Source organism: Nitrospira sp., assembly GCA_035968315.1.
GTDB lineage: Bacteria > Nitrospirota > Nitrospiria > Nitrospirales > Nitrospiraceae > Nitrospira_D.
Genome location: JAVYIN010000005.1, coordinates 831,050 through 850,533, shown reverse-complemented (window position 1 = coordinate 850,533; position 19,484 = coordinate 831,050). Strand labels below are relative to the sequence as shown.

Below are 19,484 nucleotides of genomic sequence, written 5' to 3'. Positions count from 1 at the left end.
GTCAGACCTTCCTTTTCGATGCGGGTTTAGCCGGTGCGTGTTTCGGTTTGGCGGACGGAGCGTTCTTGGCCTTGGAAGATGTGGGCTTGGCCGCCGGAGTCTTCTTGGTCGAGGATGATGTGGGTTTGGCTGCCGGAGTGCGTTTGGTCGGAGCCGGTTTGGGGGAGGCTGCCGGAGTACTGGAGGCTGGAGCCAGACGCTTCTCCACATAGGCCGCGACCGATCCCACGGTTGTCATGGCCGAAAGATCCTGGTCAGGGATTTGGAGGTCGAAGGTCTCTTCGATTTTGTAGAGGAGTTCGATCACCGCCATCGAGTCGAGCCCAAGGTCGTCGCGCAAATGGTGAGCGGCGTGAATCGTGGCGGCATCCCGTTTCAGGTAGGCTGCGAGAGCCTGCGTGATCTTGTCAACGATCGTCTGGTCGGCCATGGTGGTGGTTCCTTCTTCGCCGCAGGGGCTTGCTAGGCTTTGAATGATTTGAGCACCACGGCGGCGTTGTTGCTGCCGAACCCAAAGGCATTGAGCAACGCGGCTCTGATCGTGCGCTCTTGGGGTGAGCGGCTGATGCCGCTTAGTTGGCAGTCTGGGTCGGGGTCATCATAGTTCGCCGTGGGATGAATGTGGCCTGACTGAATCGCCAAGGTCGTCGCGATGGCGCCAATGGCGCCGGCCGCGCCCAAGGTATGTCCGACCAGGGATTTTGTGGCACTGATGGCAATCTTATCCGCTCGACTCTTGAAGAGGCTGCGGATGGCCTTCGCTTCGACGGCATCGCCGATAGTGGTCGACGTGGCATGGGCGTTGATGTAGTCCACTTCTGAAGGGCTCACGTCGGCGGCCTTCAAGGCCAGCTTCATGGTCGTGGCTACTTCTTCGCCGTCTTCACGGGGAATGACCATGTGGTACGCCTCACTCGTGGCGGCGTAACCGGAGAGTTCGGCATAGATGGCCGCTTTCCGTTTCTTCGCGTGGGCCAGTGATTCGACAATCAGTGCGCCTGCGCCTTCGCCCATCACGAATCCGTCCCGCCCCCGGTCGAATGGACGGGAGGCGCGTTGCGGCTGGTCATTGAACTTGCTGGATAGGGCGCGCATCGAGCAAAAGCCGGCAAAAACAAGGGGGGTAATGCTGGCATCGGCGCCGACGGTAATGACGACATCGGCTTGGCCGGCGCGAATGCATTGCAGCGCCTGGCCCAGGGCATGGGCGCTGGATGAGCAGGCCGTTGAAATCGTGAGATTTGGCCCTTTCGCACCGGAGGCCATCGCCACAATCCCCGAGGCGGAATTCAAGGTAATCGTCGGAATGAAGTTGGGGTGCACGCGGTGTGGCTTGTGAGTCTCGTAGAGTTGGGTGATCTCGCGCTCGCCCATGACCATTCCGCCCATCCCGGCTCCGACGATCACGCCGACACGGTGCGGCGGCTCTTTGTCGATGCGCAGCTTGGAGTCGGCAATGGCTTCGCGGCTGGCCGCGAGGGCAAACTGGGCATAGCGGTCCACGCGGTCGCCCTGTTGCGAGCCGATATGGAGTGCAGGGGAAAAGTCATGGATTTGTCCGGCCACCTTTGAGCGATAGCCATCCATGGGAAACGGGTCGAACGAGGTGATCGCCGAAATGCCCGATTGGCCGGCCAATGCGGCTTTCCAAAAGGCGCTCACGCCGATTCCAATAGGGGAGACGATTCCAAGCCCGGTAATTACCACACGAACGGCCACGCGATGAGCTCCTTGTGAGACATAGCCACCAGTCTTTACTTACCGGAAGGTCCGCACGCAGTCAACCGATTCCCCCGCCCTTAATAGCGAACTTTGAGCAGGAGATAGAGGCCGAAGCTGGCGAACAGGAGATTGGCCATCCATCCGGCGAGCATGGGCTCCAGCGCGCCGCCCCGGCCCAAGGCGATGGCGATGGAATGGGTCGTCCAGTAGCAGAAGCCGACCACGAAGGCCTGGCCGATGCCCATGGCCATGCTGCCTCCGCGCACGCCGCTCCGGCGCAGACTCAAGGCGATCCCGACGATCACCATAATGATGGCGACGAAGGGGAAGGCCAGGCGTCCGTAATAGTCCGTGCGGAGACGGGCGAAGGAGAACCCCTCGTCTTTGAAGCGGGCAAGGTAGTGCCGGATTTCCCGGACCGTCATCGTGTCGGACTCTCCCGCGAGCCAGGTCGTAAAGTCGTCGGGAATCAGGGAGAGATCGATGGGCTGTTGCGTGAACTCGATCAGCGCCACCGTGCCGTTCGGATTGAAGCGGCGTTGATTGCCCTGTGAGAGCATCCACCCCTCCGGACCGTATTGCGCCGTGGCGGCTTCCGTCATCCGGTCCAGCCGGAATCCATTCTGCAAGTGGTAGAGATGGACGTTGTGGAGGATAGCCCCGCCGATTTCGATCTCGGAGATATGCATCAAGGTGTTGGCGTCGGTTCTCGCCCATGGATGTGCCGGTTTGACCGTCGAGGGCGCGGGCTTTTTCTCGATGTTGACCAGGCGAATCTGTTCCGCTTTTTCGGATGCCAGCGGGATGACGGTCGAGCTGAAGCTGAGCAGGATGAGGGAGATGACCGTGGCAAAGATCAGGAACGGAGAGGCGATCCACGGCAGGCTGATGCCGCAACTGCGCATGGCGGTGATTTCATTGTTGCGGGAGAAGAGGCCCAGTGTCAGGAGTGTGGCCATCAAGATGGCCAGCGGCGAGATTTGGAACGAGATGGCCGGCGTTTTGAGCGCGAAGTAAGTCAGCACGTCGAGCATGTTGGCGTCATAGCGCAGGAACCGGCGGACTTTTTCGAAAAAGTCGATGACGAGATAGATGGTCATCAATCCGGAGAAACACATGAGGAAAATCTTGGCGTATTCGCGGAGAATATAGCGGAAGAGAATCGTCATAACGGCTATTGGCGGCTCATGTTCCAGAAGAGTCCGATCGTGAGCAGCGTGAACAGCCCGTTCGGCAGCCAGGCGCCGGCAAACGGGGAGATCCAAAGCGTGGTCACGAGAAATTCGCAGGCGATGTTCAAAATATAATAGGCCACGACAATCAGGACGCCGACGGCAAATCCCCCCATGCGGCCCGAGCGTTTGGAGACAATGCCGACAGGCACGCCCATCAGGCAGAAGACCAGCGACGCCGTCGGGAAGGCGAGATCTTTATAGTGCTCCATCAGGCGGCGCAAGGCCTGTTGATCCTTCCATTGGGTCGCATTCAATGTTGCCAGAATGCTGGCGTAGGTGGGGCGTTCTTCGGTCGCGGCATAGCCGCTTTGACTCAGGTTCATCTTCAAATCGTAATTCGTAAACGAGACTTGCTGGTATTGATCGACGACATCCGGACGGCTATGAATCACCCCATTGACTAGCCGGAGCGCGACTTGCTCGTGCTCGGCGTCCATGAGGACCTCGTAGTGTTCGGCGACAATGATGCGCGGTTCATCGCGCACCCGTTCGTCCGAGACGAAAATGCCCGGAGCGGGCTGCCCTGATTGGCTGTCGGGGATATAGATCATCACATTCGGGATCGGTTCGTTGAACGTGCCGCGTTCGAGCGCCAGCACGAGTTGATCGCGCAAGAGGTTCAGCGCGACCTTCTTGAGATTGAGCGAGCTCCAGGGCTGCCCCCATTGAGAGAGCAGCAGGGTCAAGCCAAACACGGAGATGGCGAACAGGAGGACCGGCTGGGTCAGGCGGAAGAGGCTCAATCCCGCCGCGCGCATGGCGACGAGCTCCTTGTCGAAGGAGAGGCGTCCAAAGGCCGTAATCGAGGCAATGATGCCGGCAATGGGCAGCGTCAGGACCAAGAAGGACGGCAGCAGCGTGGCGAAGACTTTCATGACCGCCCAAAGGCCGACTCCCTTGGACACCAGGAGTTCGACGAGGCGGAGCAGCTCTCTGGTGAGCATGACGAAGCACAGGGCGCCGAGGCTCAGCCCAAAGGGGGAGAGCAGTTCGGTGAAAATATAGCGGTCGAGCAGGGTTCGTAGAATCACAGGTGTCATCGTCAATGGGAACTGTTCCGTCACTATAGGGAAGTCGCCCAGCCTTGTAAACCGCAGGGGAAATCTTATGCGCGCGGAAGAATTGCTTGACAAGGGTGAATTGCTATGTTACTTCCAGCGCGATTTTCATTTTACCGATGGGTTCCGCGAGTGATGTATTTTTTCCTGCAGGGTCCCGTCCAGTCTTCTCCTCGAATTGCCATTACATTTCATCGCCTGTGTTCGAGTCCATCTACGGCTTATCCGGCCGGCTGCGCAACTATGCGTGGTCATTGAGGAAAGGGGGGCATTGTGAAGACAAAAGGAACGGTGAAGTGGTTCAACGACCGGAAGGGGTTTGGATTTATCCGCCTCGATAGCGGCGACGATGTGTTTGTCCATTATTCGGCCTTGCAAGGCGATGGGTTCAAGACGCTGAAGGAAGGCGAGAACGTCGAATTTGATATCGTCCAAGGCGCCAAGGGGCCGCAAGCCGCCAATGTGCTGAAGGCTGCCGTGGCGGCATCGTAATCCCGCCCTGCGCAGTGCCGGAATTTCATGGGGCCTGTCTTTCCCTTGGGGGAGGCAGGCCCTTTGTTTTTGCCATTTTCGTTTACAAACTGGGGGGAGACTGTTAGCGTTTGCGTATTCCTGTCTAAGGAGCGACATTTGGCTCTCGACCGTAGCAAGGTATTGCACAGCGCACAATCGCTGGCCGCTCGCGGCCAGTTTGATGCGGCTATTGCCGAGTGGAAAAAGCTCGCACAGGAGGTGCCAAACGACGGGAGTGTGCACAACTCCATCGGCGATCTCTATCTCAAGCGAAACGGCGTTGCCGAAGCCGTGACGGCCTTTCTCCAGGCGGCCGCGGCATTCCGAGCCGAAGGCGCCACCCTAAAAGCGATCGCCACCTACAAGAAGGTCCTCAAAGTCGATCCCACCTGTTATGAGGTCTATCGTCATCTGGGCGATCTCAATGCCGAACGGGGTTTGATCAGCAGCGCGGTCCAGGACTATCAGACCTTGGGGAAGCATTACCTCAAGGCGCAGAAGAGCAAGGACGCGCTCGACATCTACAAGAAAATCGTGAGCCAGGATCCCTCCAATCTGGATGCGCAACAGCGTGTGGCCGAACTCTGTCTGCAGGAAAATCTGCAGGATGAAGCCACCAAGGTGTATCTCCAGCTGGGCCGGGAGCGATCCGCCCAGGGACTGTACAATGAGGCGAAAGATGCCTACTTGGCCGTGTTGCGGATCGATCCGAAGAATAGCGAAGCCGCGCAATTTGTGGAAAGTGCGGCCAAGGGCGGGGCGCCATCGTTGCAGGCGGAGGCTTCCGGCCGGCCGGTGACCTTGGCGGCTAAGTCGACGGAGCCGTTGGATCTACTGGCCGAAGCGACCCGCCGGATGGATGAACAGCAATATGCCGGGGCCGAGGCGATTCTGAATCAGTTGCTCACCAGAGAACCGGGGAATCCGCAAGTCTGCCAGCTGCTCGCCCGGCTGCATTTGCTGCGCGGCGATATTCAGGTGGCGCTCGGTGAATATCGGTTTCTGGCCGGGGCCGCGTTGCGCGCGCAAGAGTATCCCCTGGCCGAAGCCCTGATCGCGGAGTTTCTCGCGGCCGAGCCCAATTCGGTTCCCTTGCTGGAGCTCTATGCGGAGTTGTGCGAGGAAAAAGGGGAGGCGGCAGCCGCGGCGGAGCAATATGCCAAGGCCGTCGAATTGCTCTTGGCCCATCCCGAGCCGGGGATGGAGAGTTTGCATGAGGAGTTGTTTGAGAAGGTCAAAGCCCTCGCCCCAGGATCGGCGCTGGTGGCCCGGTTGTCGGCGAAGATAGCGGGCGAGCCTGTGGCTGAATCCGCCGTTCAACCGACGGAGGCCGCCGCGGCCGGAACCGAACCGGAGCCTTGTTCAAGTGTTCCCGTGTCAGCGGCCGCTTCGGATGAATCGACCTTCTCCCTCGTTGGGGCCGTTCCTGATGCGGTCGTTGATGCGCGGGGCGTTGCGGCGCCTTCGTTCGATCATCTGGCGCCTCCTCCCGATCCCATTGAATGCGAGACGCTGGCCGCGACCGATACGGTTGCGCCAGTCGTGGCACAGGCGTTAGAAGAAGCAGTTCTTGTGGTGCCACCTGTCGAGGAGCTGTCGGTGATTTCAGTTGTGGAACCGGTGTCCCTCGCTGTTGTGTCGGCTGAGGCCGCCGCGCCGCCGCAGAGCGAGCCGGACTACGAGGCGCACTACACCCTGGGGGTGGCCTATAAGAACATGGGGCTCTACGATGACGCCCTGGACGAGTTGTACATCGCGAAAGCCTCCGATTCCTTTTATCTCGACGCCTGTCTCATGACGGCCGTCTGCATGAAGGAGCAGCGGCAGTATCGCCAGGCGATTCGAGGGCTGGAGGCGGCCCTTTCGGATCCGCGCTGTCAGGGGGCGAAGGGCCAAGCGATTCGGTATGAGCTCGGCCGGTTGTATGAAGTGGAGTCACTGTGGGAACAGGCTGCGCAGACCTACGAGACGATCCCCTCCTTCCACGATGTTCCCAAGCGGTTGGAATCGCTTCGGGAAAAGTGTCTCCAGGCCCCTGCCGAATTTCGTATCGCGAGCTAGTTGAGAGCGTCTAGTGCACCGGGTTGATCGGTGCGCATCCGCTCAGCACTGCGGCAATATTCTCCAAACAGATCAGTCCCATCTTGATCCGGGTGTCCTGTGTCGCAGACCCCAAATGGGGCAGCAGTACCACGTTCGGCAGTTGTTCGAGTCCAGCCTGTAGGGTGGGTTCCCGCTCATACACATCCAGTCCGGCACCAGCAATCGTTCCTTGTTGCAGCGCCGCCAGCAGTGCGGCCTCATCGACCACCGGGCCGCGCGCCGTGTTGATGAGGATGGCACCGGGTTTCATGAGGGCCAGCTCCTTGGCGCCGATCAGATGGCGGGTCGATTCGGTAAGGGGCACGTGCAGCGACAAGAAGTCTGACCGTTCAAAGACCTGCCGAATCGAAGCCCGTGTCCATCCGGTATAGAGCGCGCTGTGAGGCAGCTTGTGTCTGCTCGCATAGAGCACCGGCATGTCAAATCCAGACGCCCGCCGTGCCACGGCCTGGCCGATGCGCCCCATCCCGATGATGCCCAGCGTTTTTCCGGCAACCTCGGTGCCCAGCATTTGAGTCGGAGCCCAGCCTGGCCATTGCCCTGTGCGGACCCAGCGATCGCCTTCGACCACGCGCCTGGCCACGGCGAGCATCAAGGCCCAGACCAGATCGGCGGTCGCATCGGTCAGCACCTCCGGGGTGTTTGTCACCACGATGCCGCGCCGCGTGGCGGTGGCGACGTCGATGTTGTTATAGCCGACAGCATAGTTCGCCACGATCTTGAGCCGTGGCGCTGCGGCGAACAGCTCGTCGGTGATCGGGTCCGCCAGCGTGCAGATGACCGCATCGGCATCAGCAAACCCGCGCCGCATGGCCTCGGCGGTGGGAATGTCACCCTCGCGCGGTTCCGAGACCAGCGCATAGCGGGTACGGATCGCCTCCATGATAGGTGCAGGGAGCAGTCGAGTGATATACAGTGAGGGAAGCGGCATCGTGTCCTCGTGAGCGAGGCCGCATTGTACGGGAATCGTGGTTCCCGCAACAACCGCTGACTTGTTCTCTCTCTCTGGGACCGTCTAGAATGCGCCACGATCTTTTATGAGCGCACCAACTCTCATTCTCCCAGACCGCTCCCACGCCATTGCCGCCGATCTGCGCGCGGCGCTGGGAGCCGACAAGGTCAAAGACGATTTCCCGACCAAAACGGCCTATGCCGTGGATGCCAGCATCTATCGCATGGAGCCTAAGGCGGTGGTGCTGGCGGAGTCGGAAGAGGATATTGCCGCGACGGTGACCTATGCCGTGTCACGCGGCATTCCTCTGACACCGCGCGCTGCCGGGACCAATCTCACCGGATCGGCGGTCGGTAGCGGGATCATTCTGGACGTGTCCCGCATGAATCGCCTCCTCGAAGTCAATCAGGACGAGCGTTGGGCCAGGGTGCAGCCGGGGATTGTCCTGGCGGAGTTGAATAAACAGCTCGCGCGGCAGGGGCTGCTCTTTGGGCCTGATCCCTCCAGCGGCGACATGTGCAAGCTGGGCGGCATGCTGGCCAATAATTCAGCCGGGCCGCATACGTTGCGGTATGGGGCCGTGAAGGACAATGTGTCCCGGCTGCGGGTCTGTCTCGAATCCAGCACGTGGCTGGAGGCGAAGGCCTACGCGCTGAACGATCCTGTGTTGACGGGGCTGCTGGCCTCCAGCCCGGCGTTGCGGACGGTCTTGAGCCTGGTGCAGGGGCAGGCTGGTGCCATTTCAGCCAAGCGCCCGACGGTCAGCAAGAATAGCTGCGGCTATAATGTATTTGGGCTGGTCGATGGGCTGGCAAAGGGGGAGTTTGATCTGCCCAAGCTGTTTGTCGGCAGCGAGGGCACGCTCGGTGTTGTGAGTGAAGCCACTCTTCGTCTGGTTGAGAAGCCGAAGGCCACGCTGACCGCGCTCATCCATTTCCGGCATTTGGAGGATGTGGGGGCGGCGGTACCGGCGTTGCTCGCGCTGGAGCCGAGCGCGCTGGAAGTGATGGATGCCAATACGCTGGAACTGATCGGGCGGGTAAAACACGGCATCCCCGCCGATGCGGCCGCCACCTTGCTGGCCGAGCTGGATGCCAATTCCGTGGATGTTGATCTCCAGGAACAGGCGGAACGCATGGCGGCGGTCTGCCGGCCCTTCCGCCTGGCCGCTGACCTGACGCTGGCATTCGATCCGGAGCAGCGTGAGCAATTGTGGAAGGCGCGCAAGGCCTTGTATCCCACGCTCTATCGATTCGATCCGCGCAAGAAGCCGATCAATTTCGTGGACGATGTGGTGGTGCCGGCGGATCGGATCAGCGAATTGATCCGCTATCTGGAAGAGTTCTTCGCGGGGCAGCAGGTGCCGGTGGCGATTTTCGGGCATATCGGCAATGGAAACGCGCATATCGTTCCTCTCCTCGATGTGAATGATTCCAATGACTTCGAAAAGATGGTTCAGGGGTATCATGAGATTCATGGAGCCGTTCTGAATCGCTTTGGCGGGTCCATCTGCGGCGAACATGGCGACGGACGGATTCGCGCCGAGTATGTCAGGAAGATGTTTGGCGACGATCTCTACAACCTCTTTGTCCAGGTCAAAAAGAGTTTTGATCCCAGTGGCGTGCTCAATCCCGGCATCAAGATCAGCGAGGCCTCCTTTACCGAACACATCGATTACACCAGGTTGTCCAAGTCCTGCGCGACCTGCGCCAAGTGCAATGCCGTCTGCCCGGTCTACGATGTGTTCCAATCGGAGGACATGAGCTCGCGGGGCTGGTTTGAGATCGTCACGTCGAAGGATTACAGCTATCTCAACTCAAAGCGGGTGGTGGAATCCTGTCTGAACTGCAAGTCCTGCCGCACGGCCTGTCCGGCTGGCGTCGATGTGTCGGACCTCATTTTGAAGAAACGGGCTGAGCATCCCAACCGGCTGGCCGGGTGGATCTTCCGCTGGCAGGCGAAGGGGGAGCCCTTCGGGGCCTTGCTGCGGCTGTTGGGGCACACTCAGCTGCTGTGGGATCGGCCACTGGTCCGGAAGATTCTGGAATGGGTTTCGAATCCTGTGATGAAACTGCTCGCGCCGACGGCGAAATTGCCGCACGACTTGCTCCTGCCCAGGCTGGCGTCGCGCCACCTGCGCGACCGGCATGCGGACCTCATTCCACAGGCTGGCGCAAAGCCTGCTGGTGGGGTTGCCTATTTTCACGGCTGCGCCGCGAACTATTTCGACGACGGGGTGGGCGATGCGGTGATTGCGGTCTTGCGCAAACACGGCGTCGAGCCGGCGCTCCCGCCGCAGCGCTGCTCGGGGACGCCGGTGCAAACCTACGGGCATCAGGACCTGGCGCGGGAGGGGGCGCGGTTCAACCTCGTCTCGTTTGCTTCATACGACACCGTTGTGACAGGCTGTGCCTCCTGTACGCTGATGTTGAAAGACTATCCGGCCCTCTTTGAGGAGGGGGAGGAGCGGCGGCAGGCGGAAGGACTGGCCAAGAAAGTGGTGCATATCGCGGAATTTGTCAGCCGTTCCTCCGCACATCCTGCCATGGCCGCGGCGGCGAGCGGGACGACACGTGTGACCTACCACTCGTCCTGTCATTTGCGCGCCGCGGGTGTGACGAAGGAGCCGCGCAAGATTCTGTCGGCCTTGCCTGGGGTGCAGTATGCCGAGATGCCCGATGCCGATCGCTGCGCCGGAGGGGCCGGGACGTTCCTGGTGAAGGATTACGACACGTCGCAGAAGATCTTCGAGCGGAAAGCGCGGGCGATCGATCAGGTGGGGGCTGACGTCGTGGCGACGAGCTGCCCGGCCTGCATGATTCAATTGAAGCACGGCTTGAAGGGCAAGGCCGACGTGAAGCATGTGGCACAGCTTCTCCAAGAATCCTACGAAGCGGCTGATGGTCAGAAAGCGACGCCGAGATGAAACTGAGAAAAGTCGATTGGTTGTTCGTGCTGTTTGCCGTGGCGGTCGTGGTGGGTGTGTCGTTATTGCCGACGCCGAAGGATCGCAACCCCGTGATTCCCAAGAATGCGGAGCATCAGGCTATCGTGGTTGAAAAGGATTGTGTGACGTGCCACCAGGCCGGTGCCGCCAAGCCGCTTCCGGACCGCCATCCCAAGCGTCAGGATTGTTTCCGGTGTCATGCGAGGGGCCAGTGACAGAGAACCAGACAGACGAAAAAGACTAGACAGACCAGACAGACCGACCGACCGAATAGACCAGATAGACAATATAACGACCGACAAGGATTGATATGGTAACCGTACTGGTATTCGGCAGGACGCTCCTAGAGGCCGTGGGGGAGAATGAGTTCTACATTGAGACGAGCGAAGTGACGACGGTGAGGAAATTGATCGAGGCCAATCCTGATCAACTGGGCCCGCTGCTCCGGTTTATTGCCAGCCGCGAAGCGCTCATCACGGTGAACAAGAAAGTCGGCACCGAAGACACGGCCGTGAAGAGCGGCGACACCATTAAGGTCTCGTTCCAGTCGAACAACGCCTACGATGGGACGAGAGACATCCCCATGTAACGGTTGCATCCGCTATGGTGCCATTTCCCTCCGATGGTCCTTCTTGTGGCCGTCGATCACTGTACTTATCGGATTACGCGTGCCTCCCTCCATGTGATCGCAAACATCCCGTTCTCTCGTATGTGATGACCTGATTTGTCCGTGAGTTGTCCTAGGCTGGAAACCGACATTTCGCATGGAAGTGTCGCTGGTGGGGGAAGACATGCTGGATCCTCGCCGGCCCGAGTATCGGGAGCGAACGGTCTTTTTTGTCCCACGGAAGTTCAGCGCGGCTTCTATGGAAAAGTGATCTGGCGATGGTAGGAAGCGGGGAAAACGTTGACGGCTGAACGTCGCGCCATGCGCGAAATACGGTTTGGGTTCGGTTAGCGTACTTGTGAAAGAATGGTCGAAATAGGGATATAAGGCTATAGCCATAAGTAGGTAAAATCTTGATAACGAATTAATCTCCCTGTATTTTGGCGTTTGGCCGAGTCCTGACTCGTGGGCGCGACTATTCCGGACTTGTTATGCGGGTGTCGCCAGCGAAAAACCATGCCATGGGAATGATCGGAATGTTCTCACGGGGATTAAGCATATAAGAGATTGATAATGGGGTTGATTGTTCCCTGGAAATGCCAGGACAGCCACAGGTATGGACGTGTCGTTATGGTGGTTGTTCTGGGTCTCGCGGCGCTCCTGCGCCCGCTGCCCATTCTGGCGGCCAATATAGTGCCACCTGCCGCCGATCAAGTCGATCTTGCCGAGCTTAGCCTCGAGGAACTGATGGACTTGCCGGTGACGTCCGTGAGCAAACGTGAGCAGCCCTTCTCACAGTCTGCCGCTGCGCTGTTTGTGTTGACTCAGGAGGATATCCGTCGTTCCGGCGCAACCTCCATTCCCGAAGCGCTTCGGATGGTGCCGGGGCTGCAGGTTGCCAAAATCGACAGCAATAAGTGGGCGATCTCCGCGAGGGGTTTTAACGGACGATTTGCCAATAAGCTGCTCGTCCTCATCGATGGCCGCACGGTCTATACGCCCACATTCGCGGGTGTGTATTGGGACGTTCAAGATACGCTGCTCGAAGATATCGAGCGCATCGAAGTCATTCGCGGACCGGGGGCGACACTCTGGGGATCCAATGCCGTCAACGGGGTTATCAACGTCATTACAAAAAAGGCGAAGGATACCCAGGGTGGCCTGTTTGTAGGCGGCGCGGGTACCGAAGAACGCGGTTTTACCGGCATGCGCTATGGAGCCGCGCTATCAGACGATACGCACCTCCGTGTCTATGGCAAATTCTTCGCGCGTGACGATCAAGCGACACGCACAGGCGACCCCGCAACTGACCGGTGGCAGCAAGGCCGCGCGGGGATGCGGATGGACCATACTGCCAACAACGGAGATGCGTTTACTCTCCAGGGAGATTACTATTCCGAGCGATACCGAGAAAATACGACCTTGCCCATTCTTACCACGCCATTCACTCAGGCCTTCGATTTCAAGGCCCTGGCAACTGGAGGCAATCTTCTGGGGCGTTGGACCCATAAGATTTCTCCGACGTCAGGCCTGATCCTTCAAGCCTATTACGACCGGCTTGAGCTCGACAATGGTCGTCAGTGGATCAAGACCGACACGGCCGATATTAACTTCCAGCACCATGCAGCTTTGGGCGTCAGGCAAAATGTCATCTGGGGGCTCGGTTATCGGTTTGTGAACAACCTAACGGACAATAGTTCAGATCTTCTCGGTTCCAGCTATAACCCGAAAACCCGCTTCTTTAGCCTCTGGAGCGGATTTATCCAAGATGACATCACTCTTATCCCCCAACAAGTGACGCTCACGCTCGGCACGAAAGTGGAACATAACGATTTCACCGGCTTTGTCGTACAGCCCAGCATCAAATTGCGTTGGACGCCCACGGAACGTCAAACCGTCTGGACTGCGGTATCACGGGCTATTCGCACACCGTCAGTGGCAGAGGACGATGTGCGTGTGAACCAGCCTACAGGGCGGTCTCCGTTGGTTGCGGTGATGGGTGATCGAGGTTTCGGGAATGAACAAATGATGGCATACGAAGCTGGGTATCGCAATCAGATCACGCCGGCGCTATCCCTGGACCTCGCCACGTTTTACAACAACTATAAAGACCTGAGGACGTTCGAACCCGGACCAACCTTTACAGAAACTGCCCCAGCTCCCAGCCACACGGTGTTGCCGCTGAATGTGAGCAACAAATTGCGCGCTGAAACATACGGAATCGAGGCCTCGCTGGAGTGGCGCCCGGTCGAGTGGTGGCGGATTCAGCCCTCCTATACCTATCTCTATATGCATTTGTATACCGATCGTTCTAATGACACCGGGGCAGGCAATGCCACAGGTGAGAATCCAGCCCATCAAATCTCGCTTCGATCGTTGATGTCGCTCCCACATAGAACTGAATTCGATCTGTGGGCGCGGTATGTGGACCGGTTGCCGGGGATTCAGATTCCATCCTATGTGACGCTTGATGCGCGGCTAGGCTGGAAACCAACGGCTCGAATGGAAATCTCGCTGGTGGGGCAAAACCTGCTGGATCCTCACCGGCCGGAGTTTCGGGAGAGGATCGTGTCTTTTACGCCGACGGAGATTCAGCGCGGCGTCTATGGGAAAGTAACCTGGCGATGGTGATGGGCCGTCAACCGTCCTGGCGCGTAGTGGTGTTCGCTGGTCTGGTCACACTGTGGCTGTCCGTGGTGCCTGGCCATGCCGTCGGCGAGGAGTATGAGATCAAGGCAGCATTCCTCTATAATTTTTCCAAGTTTGTCGAATGGCCGGAAATGGCGTTGCCGAGTAAGGCGGAGACCTTTACGATTTGCGTTATCGGCGACGAGCGCATGATGCAGGCCACGAGTCTGACGCTGCAAGACAAGCAGGTGCAGGGCCGCACAGTAGTGACGCGGTCGCTGCGCTCCCTCGATGAAGCCAGTGCCTGTCAGGTTCTCTTCGTGGAGGCCTCGGCTATCGATGTGGCCGAATGGGCGGGGAGTCTGGCCAAGACGCTGCCCATTCTCACGGTGGGCGAGTCGGATCGGTTCATCCAAAAAGGGGGGATCATCAAGCTATTCGTGGAAGACGGCAAACTGCGGTTTGAAATCAGCCCGCAGGCGGCGGCGCGCGCGCAGCTGAAGGTCAGCTCGAAGTTGCTCAAGCTTGGGCGGATCGTCGAGGCGCCATGACGGTGATGGGACGCACGATGAAACAGGTGTGGCAGCATCTTCCCATTAAACAGAAGCTGATCTGGATCACGATGCTGGCTGCTGGCAGCGCCCTGCTGCTCGCCGCCGCCGCATTCCTCACCTACGATATGACGACGTACCGGCAGTCGCTGGCGAGCGATCTGCTGCTTCGGTTGAAGGTTCTGGAAATCAATAATGCCGCGCCGCTCGCGTTCCGGGACCGCGCGGCCGCCCAGGAAAATCTGATTCCGTTGCGCGCCGATCCCCGGCTGGTGGCCGCCGTGATTTATGACAAGGCCGGCCTGCTGTTCGCCGAGTATCGCCGAAGCCCTGATGTCGTTGTGCCGCCGTACCGGACCGATGAGAAAGAGGTGCGCTTCGAGGGAAACACCATCGACCTGTATTTGCCGGTCTTGCTGGACCACGACGTGATTGGCCACATCGCAATTCGGGCGGATCTCACTGAGCAGCAGACGCGTCTCCGTTCGTTGTTGCTCATCGGCGCGGGGGTACTGGGTGTCTCGTTTGCCCTGGCATTTTTCATTGCCTCACGGTTGCAGGCATCGATTTCCGGCCCGATTACGGATCTCACGCGGGTGGCCCGCCGAGTGTCCCAGGACAAGGACTATACGGTGCAAGCCGTGAAGCGGGGGGACGACGAAATCGGCCTGTTGGCGGACGGCCTCAATGAGATGCTGGCTCAGATTCATGAGCGGGACCGGCAGTTGCGGGACACGGTCGAACAGCTTCAAGTCGAGATTGCCGAGCGTCAGCTGACCGAACGGGCATTGGATCAAAGCGAAGAGCAGTTTGCGAAAGCGTTCCGTGCAAGCCCCAATCCGGTCGGTATCACCGAAATCGCCACGGGGCGCACCATCGACGTGAACGACGCCTGTTTGGCGCTATTTGGATATCCGCGTGAAGAGGTGATCGGGCGCACGACGCTGATGCTCGGGATCTGGCCTGATCCCGAAGACCGCCGCCGGCTGATCGAGCAGGTGCAATCCGGCAAGCCGGTGCTCAATCGCGAGATGACTTGCCGGATGAAATCCGGGAGCCTGCGCCACATCCTGGTGTCCTCGGATCTTATCGAACTGAACGGGGTGGCCTGCCTGATCACGGTGGGAAACGACATTACTGACCGTAAGGAGGCGGAGGCGGCCCTCCAGGCCTCACAGGACCAGATCCAGCAGATGCAGAAAATGGAGGCGCTTGGGCAATTGGCCGGGGGCATCGCGCACGACTTCAATAATATCCTGACCGCCATCCTGGGCAACGCCGAGATCGCCTGCGCCAAGAGCGCGGACGATCATCCGTCCAGGCCGAACTTGGCGCGGATTATCGAAGGCGGGCAGCGGGCCTCCCATGTTGTGCAGCAAATCCTCACCTTCACGCGCCAGCAGGACGTATCCCGCACCGTGCTGCCGCTTTCCCCCGTCGTCACCGAAGCGCTGGCGTTGCTGCGCGCCACCTTGCCGGCCGGCGTTGAATTGACCAGCACGGTCGATGCGGCCACGCCGCACGTGCTGGCCAATGGCACGCAGCTCCATCAAGTCCTCATGAACCTCTGCACCAACGCCTGGCATGCGTTGGGGGATCATCCTGGCCGCATCACCGTGGACCTGGCGCCTGTCACGCTGGCTCAGCCGCTGCACAGCCTGCATGTGACGCTGCCGCCGGGCCGCTATGCGCGCCTCTCGGTGCGCGATACCGGCTGCGGCATGTCGCGCGAGACGATGGCGCGTATTTTCGATCCGTTCTTTACGACCAAGCCGCTCGGGCAGGGCACGGGACTGGGCTTGAGCGTTGTGCATGGCATTGTGCAGGGGCACGACGGGACCATTGTTGTCGAGAGCGCCCAGGGGCAAGGGACGGCCTTTCACTTGTACTTTCCGGCCGTCGAGGCTCCGGCTCCGGCGCATGAACCAGCCAAGGCCTCCCAGGCGGCCCGTCCTGGTCGAACCTGCCGTCTGCTCTATCTGGATGACGAAGAGATGCTGGTGGAATTGGTGCGGGCGCTCTTTGAGCCGCAGGGCTATCAGGTCACCGGCTGCACCAAGCCGGCGGAGGCGCTGGCATTGGTCCGCGCCAATCCGGACGGCTTCGATGCCGTTGTGACGGATTACAATATGCCGGAACTCTCTGGCCTGGATGTGGCGCGCGAGGTGATGAAGATTTGCGCGACGCTGCCGGTGGTGTTGGTCTCGGGGTATCTCACGCCGGCCGAGCAGGCCTCCGTTCTGGCCGCCGGCGTCAAGGAAACGATTCCGAAACCCACCATGTTGCAGGAGTTGGGGGCCGTGCTGACTCGGCTGCTCGATAGCCGGTCGTGAGCGAGGGATGTAATGACGGTCGAATGCACGCCGGATACTGAGATCATCCTGTCATTCGACCATCAGCGAGCGGTCGTGTCGCCCTGGGGGGCGTCTTTACGGCAATATGGTGTCGTGGAACCGGGCGGTGGTGAAACCGATATCGTCTGGGGCTATTCGGGTGGCGGCAATAAAAAGGGCGGCCAGGGGGACGTGCTCATTCCCTTTCCAGGACGTATTGCGGAGGGGCGCTACTCGTTTGACGGACAGGTTTTACAGCTCGACCGGAATGACAAGGAAGGGCCCAATGCGATCCACGGGTTTGTGCGGGCGCTGCCTTGGCGCCTCGCGCAGGCCGATGCCCGGAGCGCCGCGTTCGAGATCCGTCTCGATGCCACGACCTACGGCCCTCGGGGCTATCCGTTTACGCTCGATTGTCGCGTCAGGTACGCCTTGGACCGCCAAGGCCTGTCCTGTTCATTCGCCGTGCGGAATGCCGGGAGCCAGGCGGCGCCGGTCGGGGTGGGCTTTCATCCCTACTTCACGGTCGGCACAGAGCTGGTCGATGAGGCCGAGGTGAAGATTCCCGGCGCGGCGTTTTTGGAATTCAACGAACGGCTTGCACCGACTGGGCGAGTCATCGACGCAGCCGGGACGGAGTGGGATTATCGCAAGGCTCGACCGATCGGCCCGCGCCGCTTCAACCACTGCTATGTGCGGCTTGAACGGGATGCGGAGGGAATGGCCACGGCCTCCCTGCATCATTCGGCGAGCGGACGTGTCGTCGAGGTGGTCATGGACCAGTCATTTTCCGCAGTAGTGGTCTACACGGGCGACGCGATCGCTGAGGTTCCGCGCCGCGCCTTCGCCATCGAGCCGATGACCTGCGCGACGGATGCCTTCAATCATCCGGAGTGGGGATTGAAACGCCTGGTTCCCGGGGAGACCTGTACCGGGCGCTACTTGATCCGGCATCGGCTGGTGCGGGCCGCTTCGTTATGACGCCGGGCTTGTCTCGATAATCCGGAAGCGGACTTCATCCACATGGGTATAGGCGGAGGTGGTATCCCCCGCAAAGAGGCCGCAGCGATAGAGTCCCGGCAGCCATCCCGTGCGGGGCCGGGAGAGCAGGAAATAGCCGGACTGATCGTTCATGGTCGTCATGGCGTGGTCCTGCACGATCGGGTGTTGCCGATCGGTCGATTCGGCTGTTTCGAGGAAACACTGGGCGGTCAGGGGCACGGCATCATACGAGGCGCCCACCAGCCCAAATACCAGGTAGATCTCCTGCTGGGTGGCGGGAAAGCTGTCCCCGGGGTTCAACGGAATGAAGTCATGCGCGCCGGTGGGGAAATCATCCCGCATGACTTTGGCCGCCGGAATGACAAACCGAAACCAGCTGAAATCGGCGTCTCGTCCCATCAGAGCGGCTCCTGTCTCCAGCGTCTTCTGCGGTTTGAACCGGTCGAGTGCGTTCGCGAACAGGTCTTCGGCCGCTGCGTTTCCGGCAGGAGCTGAATCGCCGGCCGGAGTCGCAGGAAGCGGGGCCTTCTGTGCGAGCTGCGCCAATTCAGGGACGTGAGGGCGCACCTTGTCGAGCCATTTCGCCAGTTTGCCTTTATCCAGCACACGGGTTCCCGGAGGCAGCGCTACCTGCTTGTTTGCCTCTTCAAACTCGATGGCCGTCTCGTAGAGGATGTGAAAATGGACGAAGGCGTCTTCCCAGCGTTCTAACTCGACGAGACATTGGCCCATGCGAAACACGGAATCCGTATAGTCTTCATCGGTCGTATCGAGATCGGAGAGTTTGCGGAAAATCGTCAGCGCTTCTTGGCATTGGCCCACTTGCATGAGTGTCAGGCCCAATTGGTAGGTCGCCGTGGGATCCATCGGATTGAGCGCCAGCATTTTACGGTAGATCGGCGCGGCCTCCTGATAGCGCCCGGCTTCGAAGAGTCTCCAGGCTTCCGCTCGCAGGAAGGCCCATTCTTTCAATTGTGCTTCTGTGGCGTCCGGGGTCAGGACGCGTTCGTAGCGCCGGCCTCGCTCCGTGGAGGTGCCCTCGATGAGGGACAGCAGCGTTTTGGCGGGAATTTCCAGCGGAGAGCCGGGAGGCGCGTGTGTCAGAATATCCTGCACGTCGCCATTCGCGCCGTCGTAATCCAGCAGATCGAATCGCCCCCGCGCCAGTGCGAGCCGCCAGCCGGGCAGATCCGGCCTGAGCGCCACGGCCTTCTTATATGATTCCAGCGAGTCCTCCAGCCGGTCGAGTTTTCGGAGTTCCTGCGCCAGCCGCAGATGCACGAGCGGGTTCTGGGCATCGAATTCAGCAATGCGTTGCAATTCGGCAAGCGATTCCTCTGCCTGCCCCCATCGAACCAGAACGCTCCATTTCGCCCATCGGACATCGAGGGCGGCAGGGTGCTTGGTGAGGACGGCGTCGTAGGCCTGGACCGCTTCTTGGGGGCCCCGTGAGGTGGCGAGGATGTCACCCCGCAATTTGTGGAGCGGCAGGGCGTGTGCGTGGCTGCGAAGGCCCTGATCGAGCAGGTCGAGGGCAGTTGATACCGCGCCGCTTTCCCAGAGGGCTTTGGCCTGTTGCGCGATCTGCTCCGCCGGGGGAGATTGAGGGGCTTCCGCGAAGGCGAGCGGACGTATGAAGAGGAAGAGCGTCAGCGGGAGCGTCAAAAGTCCGGCGATGGTGCCAGGTCGCAGCCGGTCTGTTATCTGTAATCGCTGCATAGGAAGAAGGCGGTACGCCAGTAGCCGTCCGGTGGTTGCTGATGTGTACTGTACCAAGAGATCGGGGGAATGTGGTAGCACCTGCGCAAGAGGGGCCGTGGGAGGGGAGGGCGG

15 protein-coding genes are annotated in these 19,484 nt (G+C 60.0%); 9 read left to right on the top strand and 6 right to left on the bottom strand.

Annotated elements, in window-relative coordinates; translation table 11 throughout:
• Nucleotide 1 precedes the first annotated feature (1 nt).
• The 4 genes from RI101_07685 to RI101_07670 all read right to left on the bottom strand — a co-directional run bounded on the left by RI101_07685 (nucleotide 2) and on the right by RI101_07670 (nucleotide 3,988).
• Nucleotides 2-430 carry a phosphopantetheine-binding protein gene (locus RI101_07685; GenBank protein MEC4889928.1) on the bottom strand — a complete coding sequence of 143 codons (429 nt, stop codon included), beginning with the start codon at nucleotides 428-430 and terminating at the stop codon, nucleotides 2-4.
• A 32-nt stretch (nucleotides 431-462) separates the two neighbouring features.
• On the bottom strand, nucleotides 463-1,719 hold the full coding sequence (fabF, locus tag RI101_07680) for a beta-ketoacyl-ACP synthase II (GenBank protein ID MEC4889927.1): 1,257 nt from the start codon (nucleotides 1,717-1,719) through the stop codon (nucleotides 463-465).
• An 80-nt stretch (nucleotides 1,720-1,799) separates the two neighbouring features.
• Nucleotides 1,800-2,891 (bottom strand): LPS export ABC transporter permease LptG, encoded by a 1,092-nt coding sequence (gene lptG / locus RI101_07675; GenBank protein ID MEC4889926.1) that lies wholly within the window; start codon nucleotides 2,889-2,891, stop codon nucleotides 1,800-1,802.
• 5 nt (nucleotides 2,892-2,896) lie between these two features.
• Nucleotides 2,897-3,988 carry an LptF/LptG family permease gene (locus RI101_07670; protein ID MEC4889925.1) on the bottom strand — a complete coding sequence of 364 codons (1,092 nt, stop codon included), beginning with the start codon at nucleotides 3,986-3,988 and terminating at the stop codon, nucleotides 2,897-2,899.
• Between the two features lie 300 nt (nucleotides 3,989-4,288).
• On the opposite strand from RI101_07670, the gene RI101_07665 reads away from it, so the two are divergent.
• Both RI101_07665 and RI101_07660 read left to right on the top strand, forming a co-directional pair.
• The gene (locus RI101_07665; protein ID MEC4889924.1) at nucleotides 4,289-4,507 is read left to right on the top strand and encodes a cold shock domain-containing protein; all 219 of its coding nucleotides are present in this window, start codon (nucleotides 4,289-4,291) and stop codon (nucleotides 4,505-4,507) included.
• Nucleotides 4,508-4,645: 138 nt separating this feature from the next.
• Nucleotides 4,646-6,589 (top strand): tetratricopeptide repeat protein, encoded by a 1,944-nt coding sequence (locus RI101_07660; protein ID MEC4889923.1) that lies wholly within the window; start codon nucleotides 4,646-4,648, stop codon nucleotides 6,587-6,589.
• A 10-nt stretch (nucleotides 6,590-6,599) separates the two neighbouring features.
• On the opposite strand, the gene RI101_07655 is transcribed toward RI101_07660, so the two are convergent.
• Nucleotides 6,600-7,562: a D-glycerate dehydrogenase gene (locus RI101_07655; GenBank protein MEC4889922.1), complete on the bottom strand. Its 963-nt coding sequence runs from the start codon at nucleotides 7,560-7,562 to the stop codon at nucleotides 6,600-6,602.
• Nucleotides 7,563-7,668: 106 nt separating this feature from the next.
• Between RI101_07655 and RI101_07650 the strand changes: the two genes are divergently transcribed.
• From RI101_07650 to RI101_07620, 7 genes are all read left to right on the top strand, one after another.
• Nucleotides 7,669-10,509, top strand: a complete 2,841-nt coding sequence (locus tag RI101_07650; protein MEC4889921.1) for an FAD-binding and (Fe-S)-binding domain-containing protein — start codon at nucleotides 7,669-7,671, stop codon at nucleotides 10,507-10,509.
• Nucleotides 10,506-10,745 (top strand): hypothetical protein, encoded by a 240-nt coding sequence (locus tag RI101_07645; GenBank protein ID MEC4889920.1) that lies wholly within the window; start codon nucleotides 10,506-10,508, stop codon nucleotides 10,743-10,745. The genes RI101_07650 and RI101_07645 overlap by 4 nt, the downstream gene beginning before the upstream one ends.
• A 95-nt stretch (nucleotides 10,746-10,840) precedes the next feature.
• Complete coding sequence (locus RI101_07640) at nucleotides 10,841-11,119, top strand: hypothetical protein (GenBank protein ID MEC4889919.1); 279 nt, start codon at nucleotides 10,841-10,843, stop codon at nucleotides 11,117-11,119.
• Nucleotides 11,120-11,767: 648 nt separating this feature from the next.
• A complete protein-coding gene (locus RI101_07635; GenBank protein MEC4889918.1) occupies nucleotides 11,768-13,768 on the top strand; it encodes a TonB-dependent receptor in 2,001 nt (666 codons plus the stop codon).
• Nucleotides 13,768-14,316 carry a YfiR family protein gene (locus tag RI101_07630; GenBank protein MEC4889917.1) on the top strand — a complete coding sequence of 183 codons (549 nt, stop codon included), beginning with the start codon at nucleotides 13,768-13,770 and terminating at the stop codon, nucleotides 14,314-14,316. The genes RI101_07635 and RI101_07630 overlap by 1 nt, the downstream gene beginning before the upstream one ends.
• The gene (locus RI101_07625) at nucleotides 14,313-16,649 is read left to right on the top strand and encodes an ATP-binding protein (GenBank protein MEC4889916.1); all 2,337 of its coding nucleotides are present in this window, start codon (nucleotides 14,313-14,315) and stop codon (nucleotides 16,647-16,649) included. The genes RI101_07630 and RI101_07625 overlap by 4 nt, the downstream gene beginning before the upstream one ends.
• 12 nt (nucleotides 16,650-16,661) lie before the next feature.
• Complete coding sequence (locus tag RI101_07620; GenBank protein ID MEC4889915.1) at nucleotides 16,662-17,630, top strand: hypothetical protein; 969 nt, start codon at nucleotides 16,662-16,664, stop codon at nucleotides 17,628-17,630.
• Here RI101_07620 and RI101_07615 read toward each other — a convergent pair.
• Nucleotides 17,625-19,370, bottom strand: coding sequence for a tetratricopeptide repeat protein (locus RI101_07615; GenBank protein MEC4889914.1), 1,746 nt, complete (start codon nucleotides 19,368-19,370; stop codon nucleotides 17,625-17,627). The two genes, RI101_07620 and RI101_07615, sit on opposite strands and share 6 nt — an antisense overlap.
• Nucleotides 19,371-19,484 lie beyond the last annotated feature (114 nt).

Coding starts and splice junctions, on each gene's coding strand:
- RI101_07685 (MEC4889928.1), bottom strand. CDS start 430: ATGGCCGACCAGACGATCGTTGACAAGATCACGCAGGCTCTCGCAGCC.
- lptG (MEC4889926.1), bottom strand. CDS start 2,891: ATGACGATTCTCTTCCGCTATATTCTCCGCGAATACGCCAAGATTTTC.
- RI101_07655 (MEC4889922.1), bottom strand. CDS start 7,562: ATGCCGCTTCCCTCACTGTATATCACTCGACTGCTCCCTGCACCTATC.
- RI101_07650 (MEC4889921.1), top strand. CDS start 7,669: ATGAGCGCACCAACTCTCATTCTCCCAGACCGCTCCCACGCCATTGCC.
- RI101_07645 (MEC4889920.1), top strand. CDS start 10,506: ATGAAACTGAGAAAAGTCGATTGGTTGTTCGTGCTGTTTGCCGTGGCG.
- RI101_07640 (MEC4889919.1), top strand. CDS start 10,841: ATGGTAACCGTACTGGTATTCGGCAGGACGCTCCTAGAGGCCGTGGGG.
- RI101_07635 (MEC4889918.1), top strand. CDS start 11,768: ATGGTGGTTGTTCTGGGTCTCGCGGCGCTCCTGCGCCCGCTGCCCATT.
- RI101_07630 (MEC4889917.1), top strand. CDS start 13,768: ATGGGCCGTCAACCGTCCTGGCGCGTAGTGGTGTTCGCTGGTCTGGTC.
- RI101_07625 (MEC4889916.1), top strand. CDS start 14,313: ATGACGGTGATGGGACGCACGATGAAACAGGTGTGGCAGCATCTTCCC.
- RI101_07620 (MEC4889915.1), top strand. CDS start 16,662: ATGACGGTCGAATGCACGCCGGATACTGAGATCATCCTGTCATTCGAC.
- RI101_07615 (MEC4889914.1), bottom strand. CDS start 19,370: ATGCAGCGATTACAGATAACAGACCGGCTGCGACCTGGCACCATCGCC.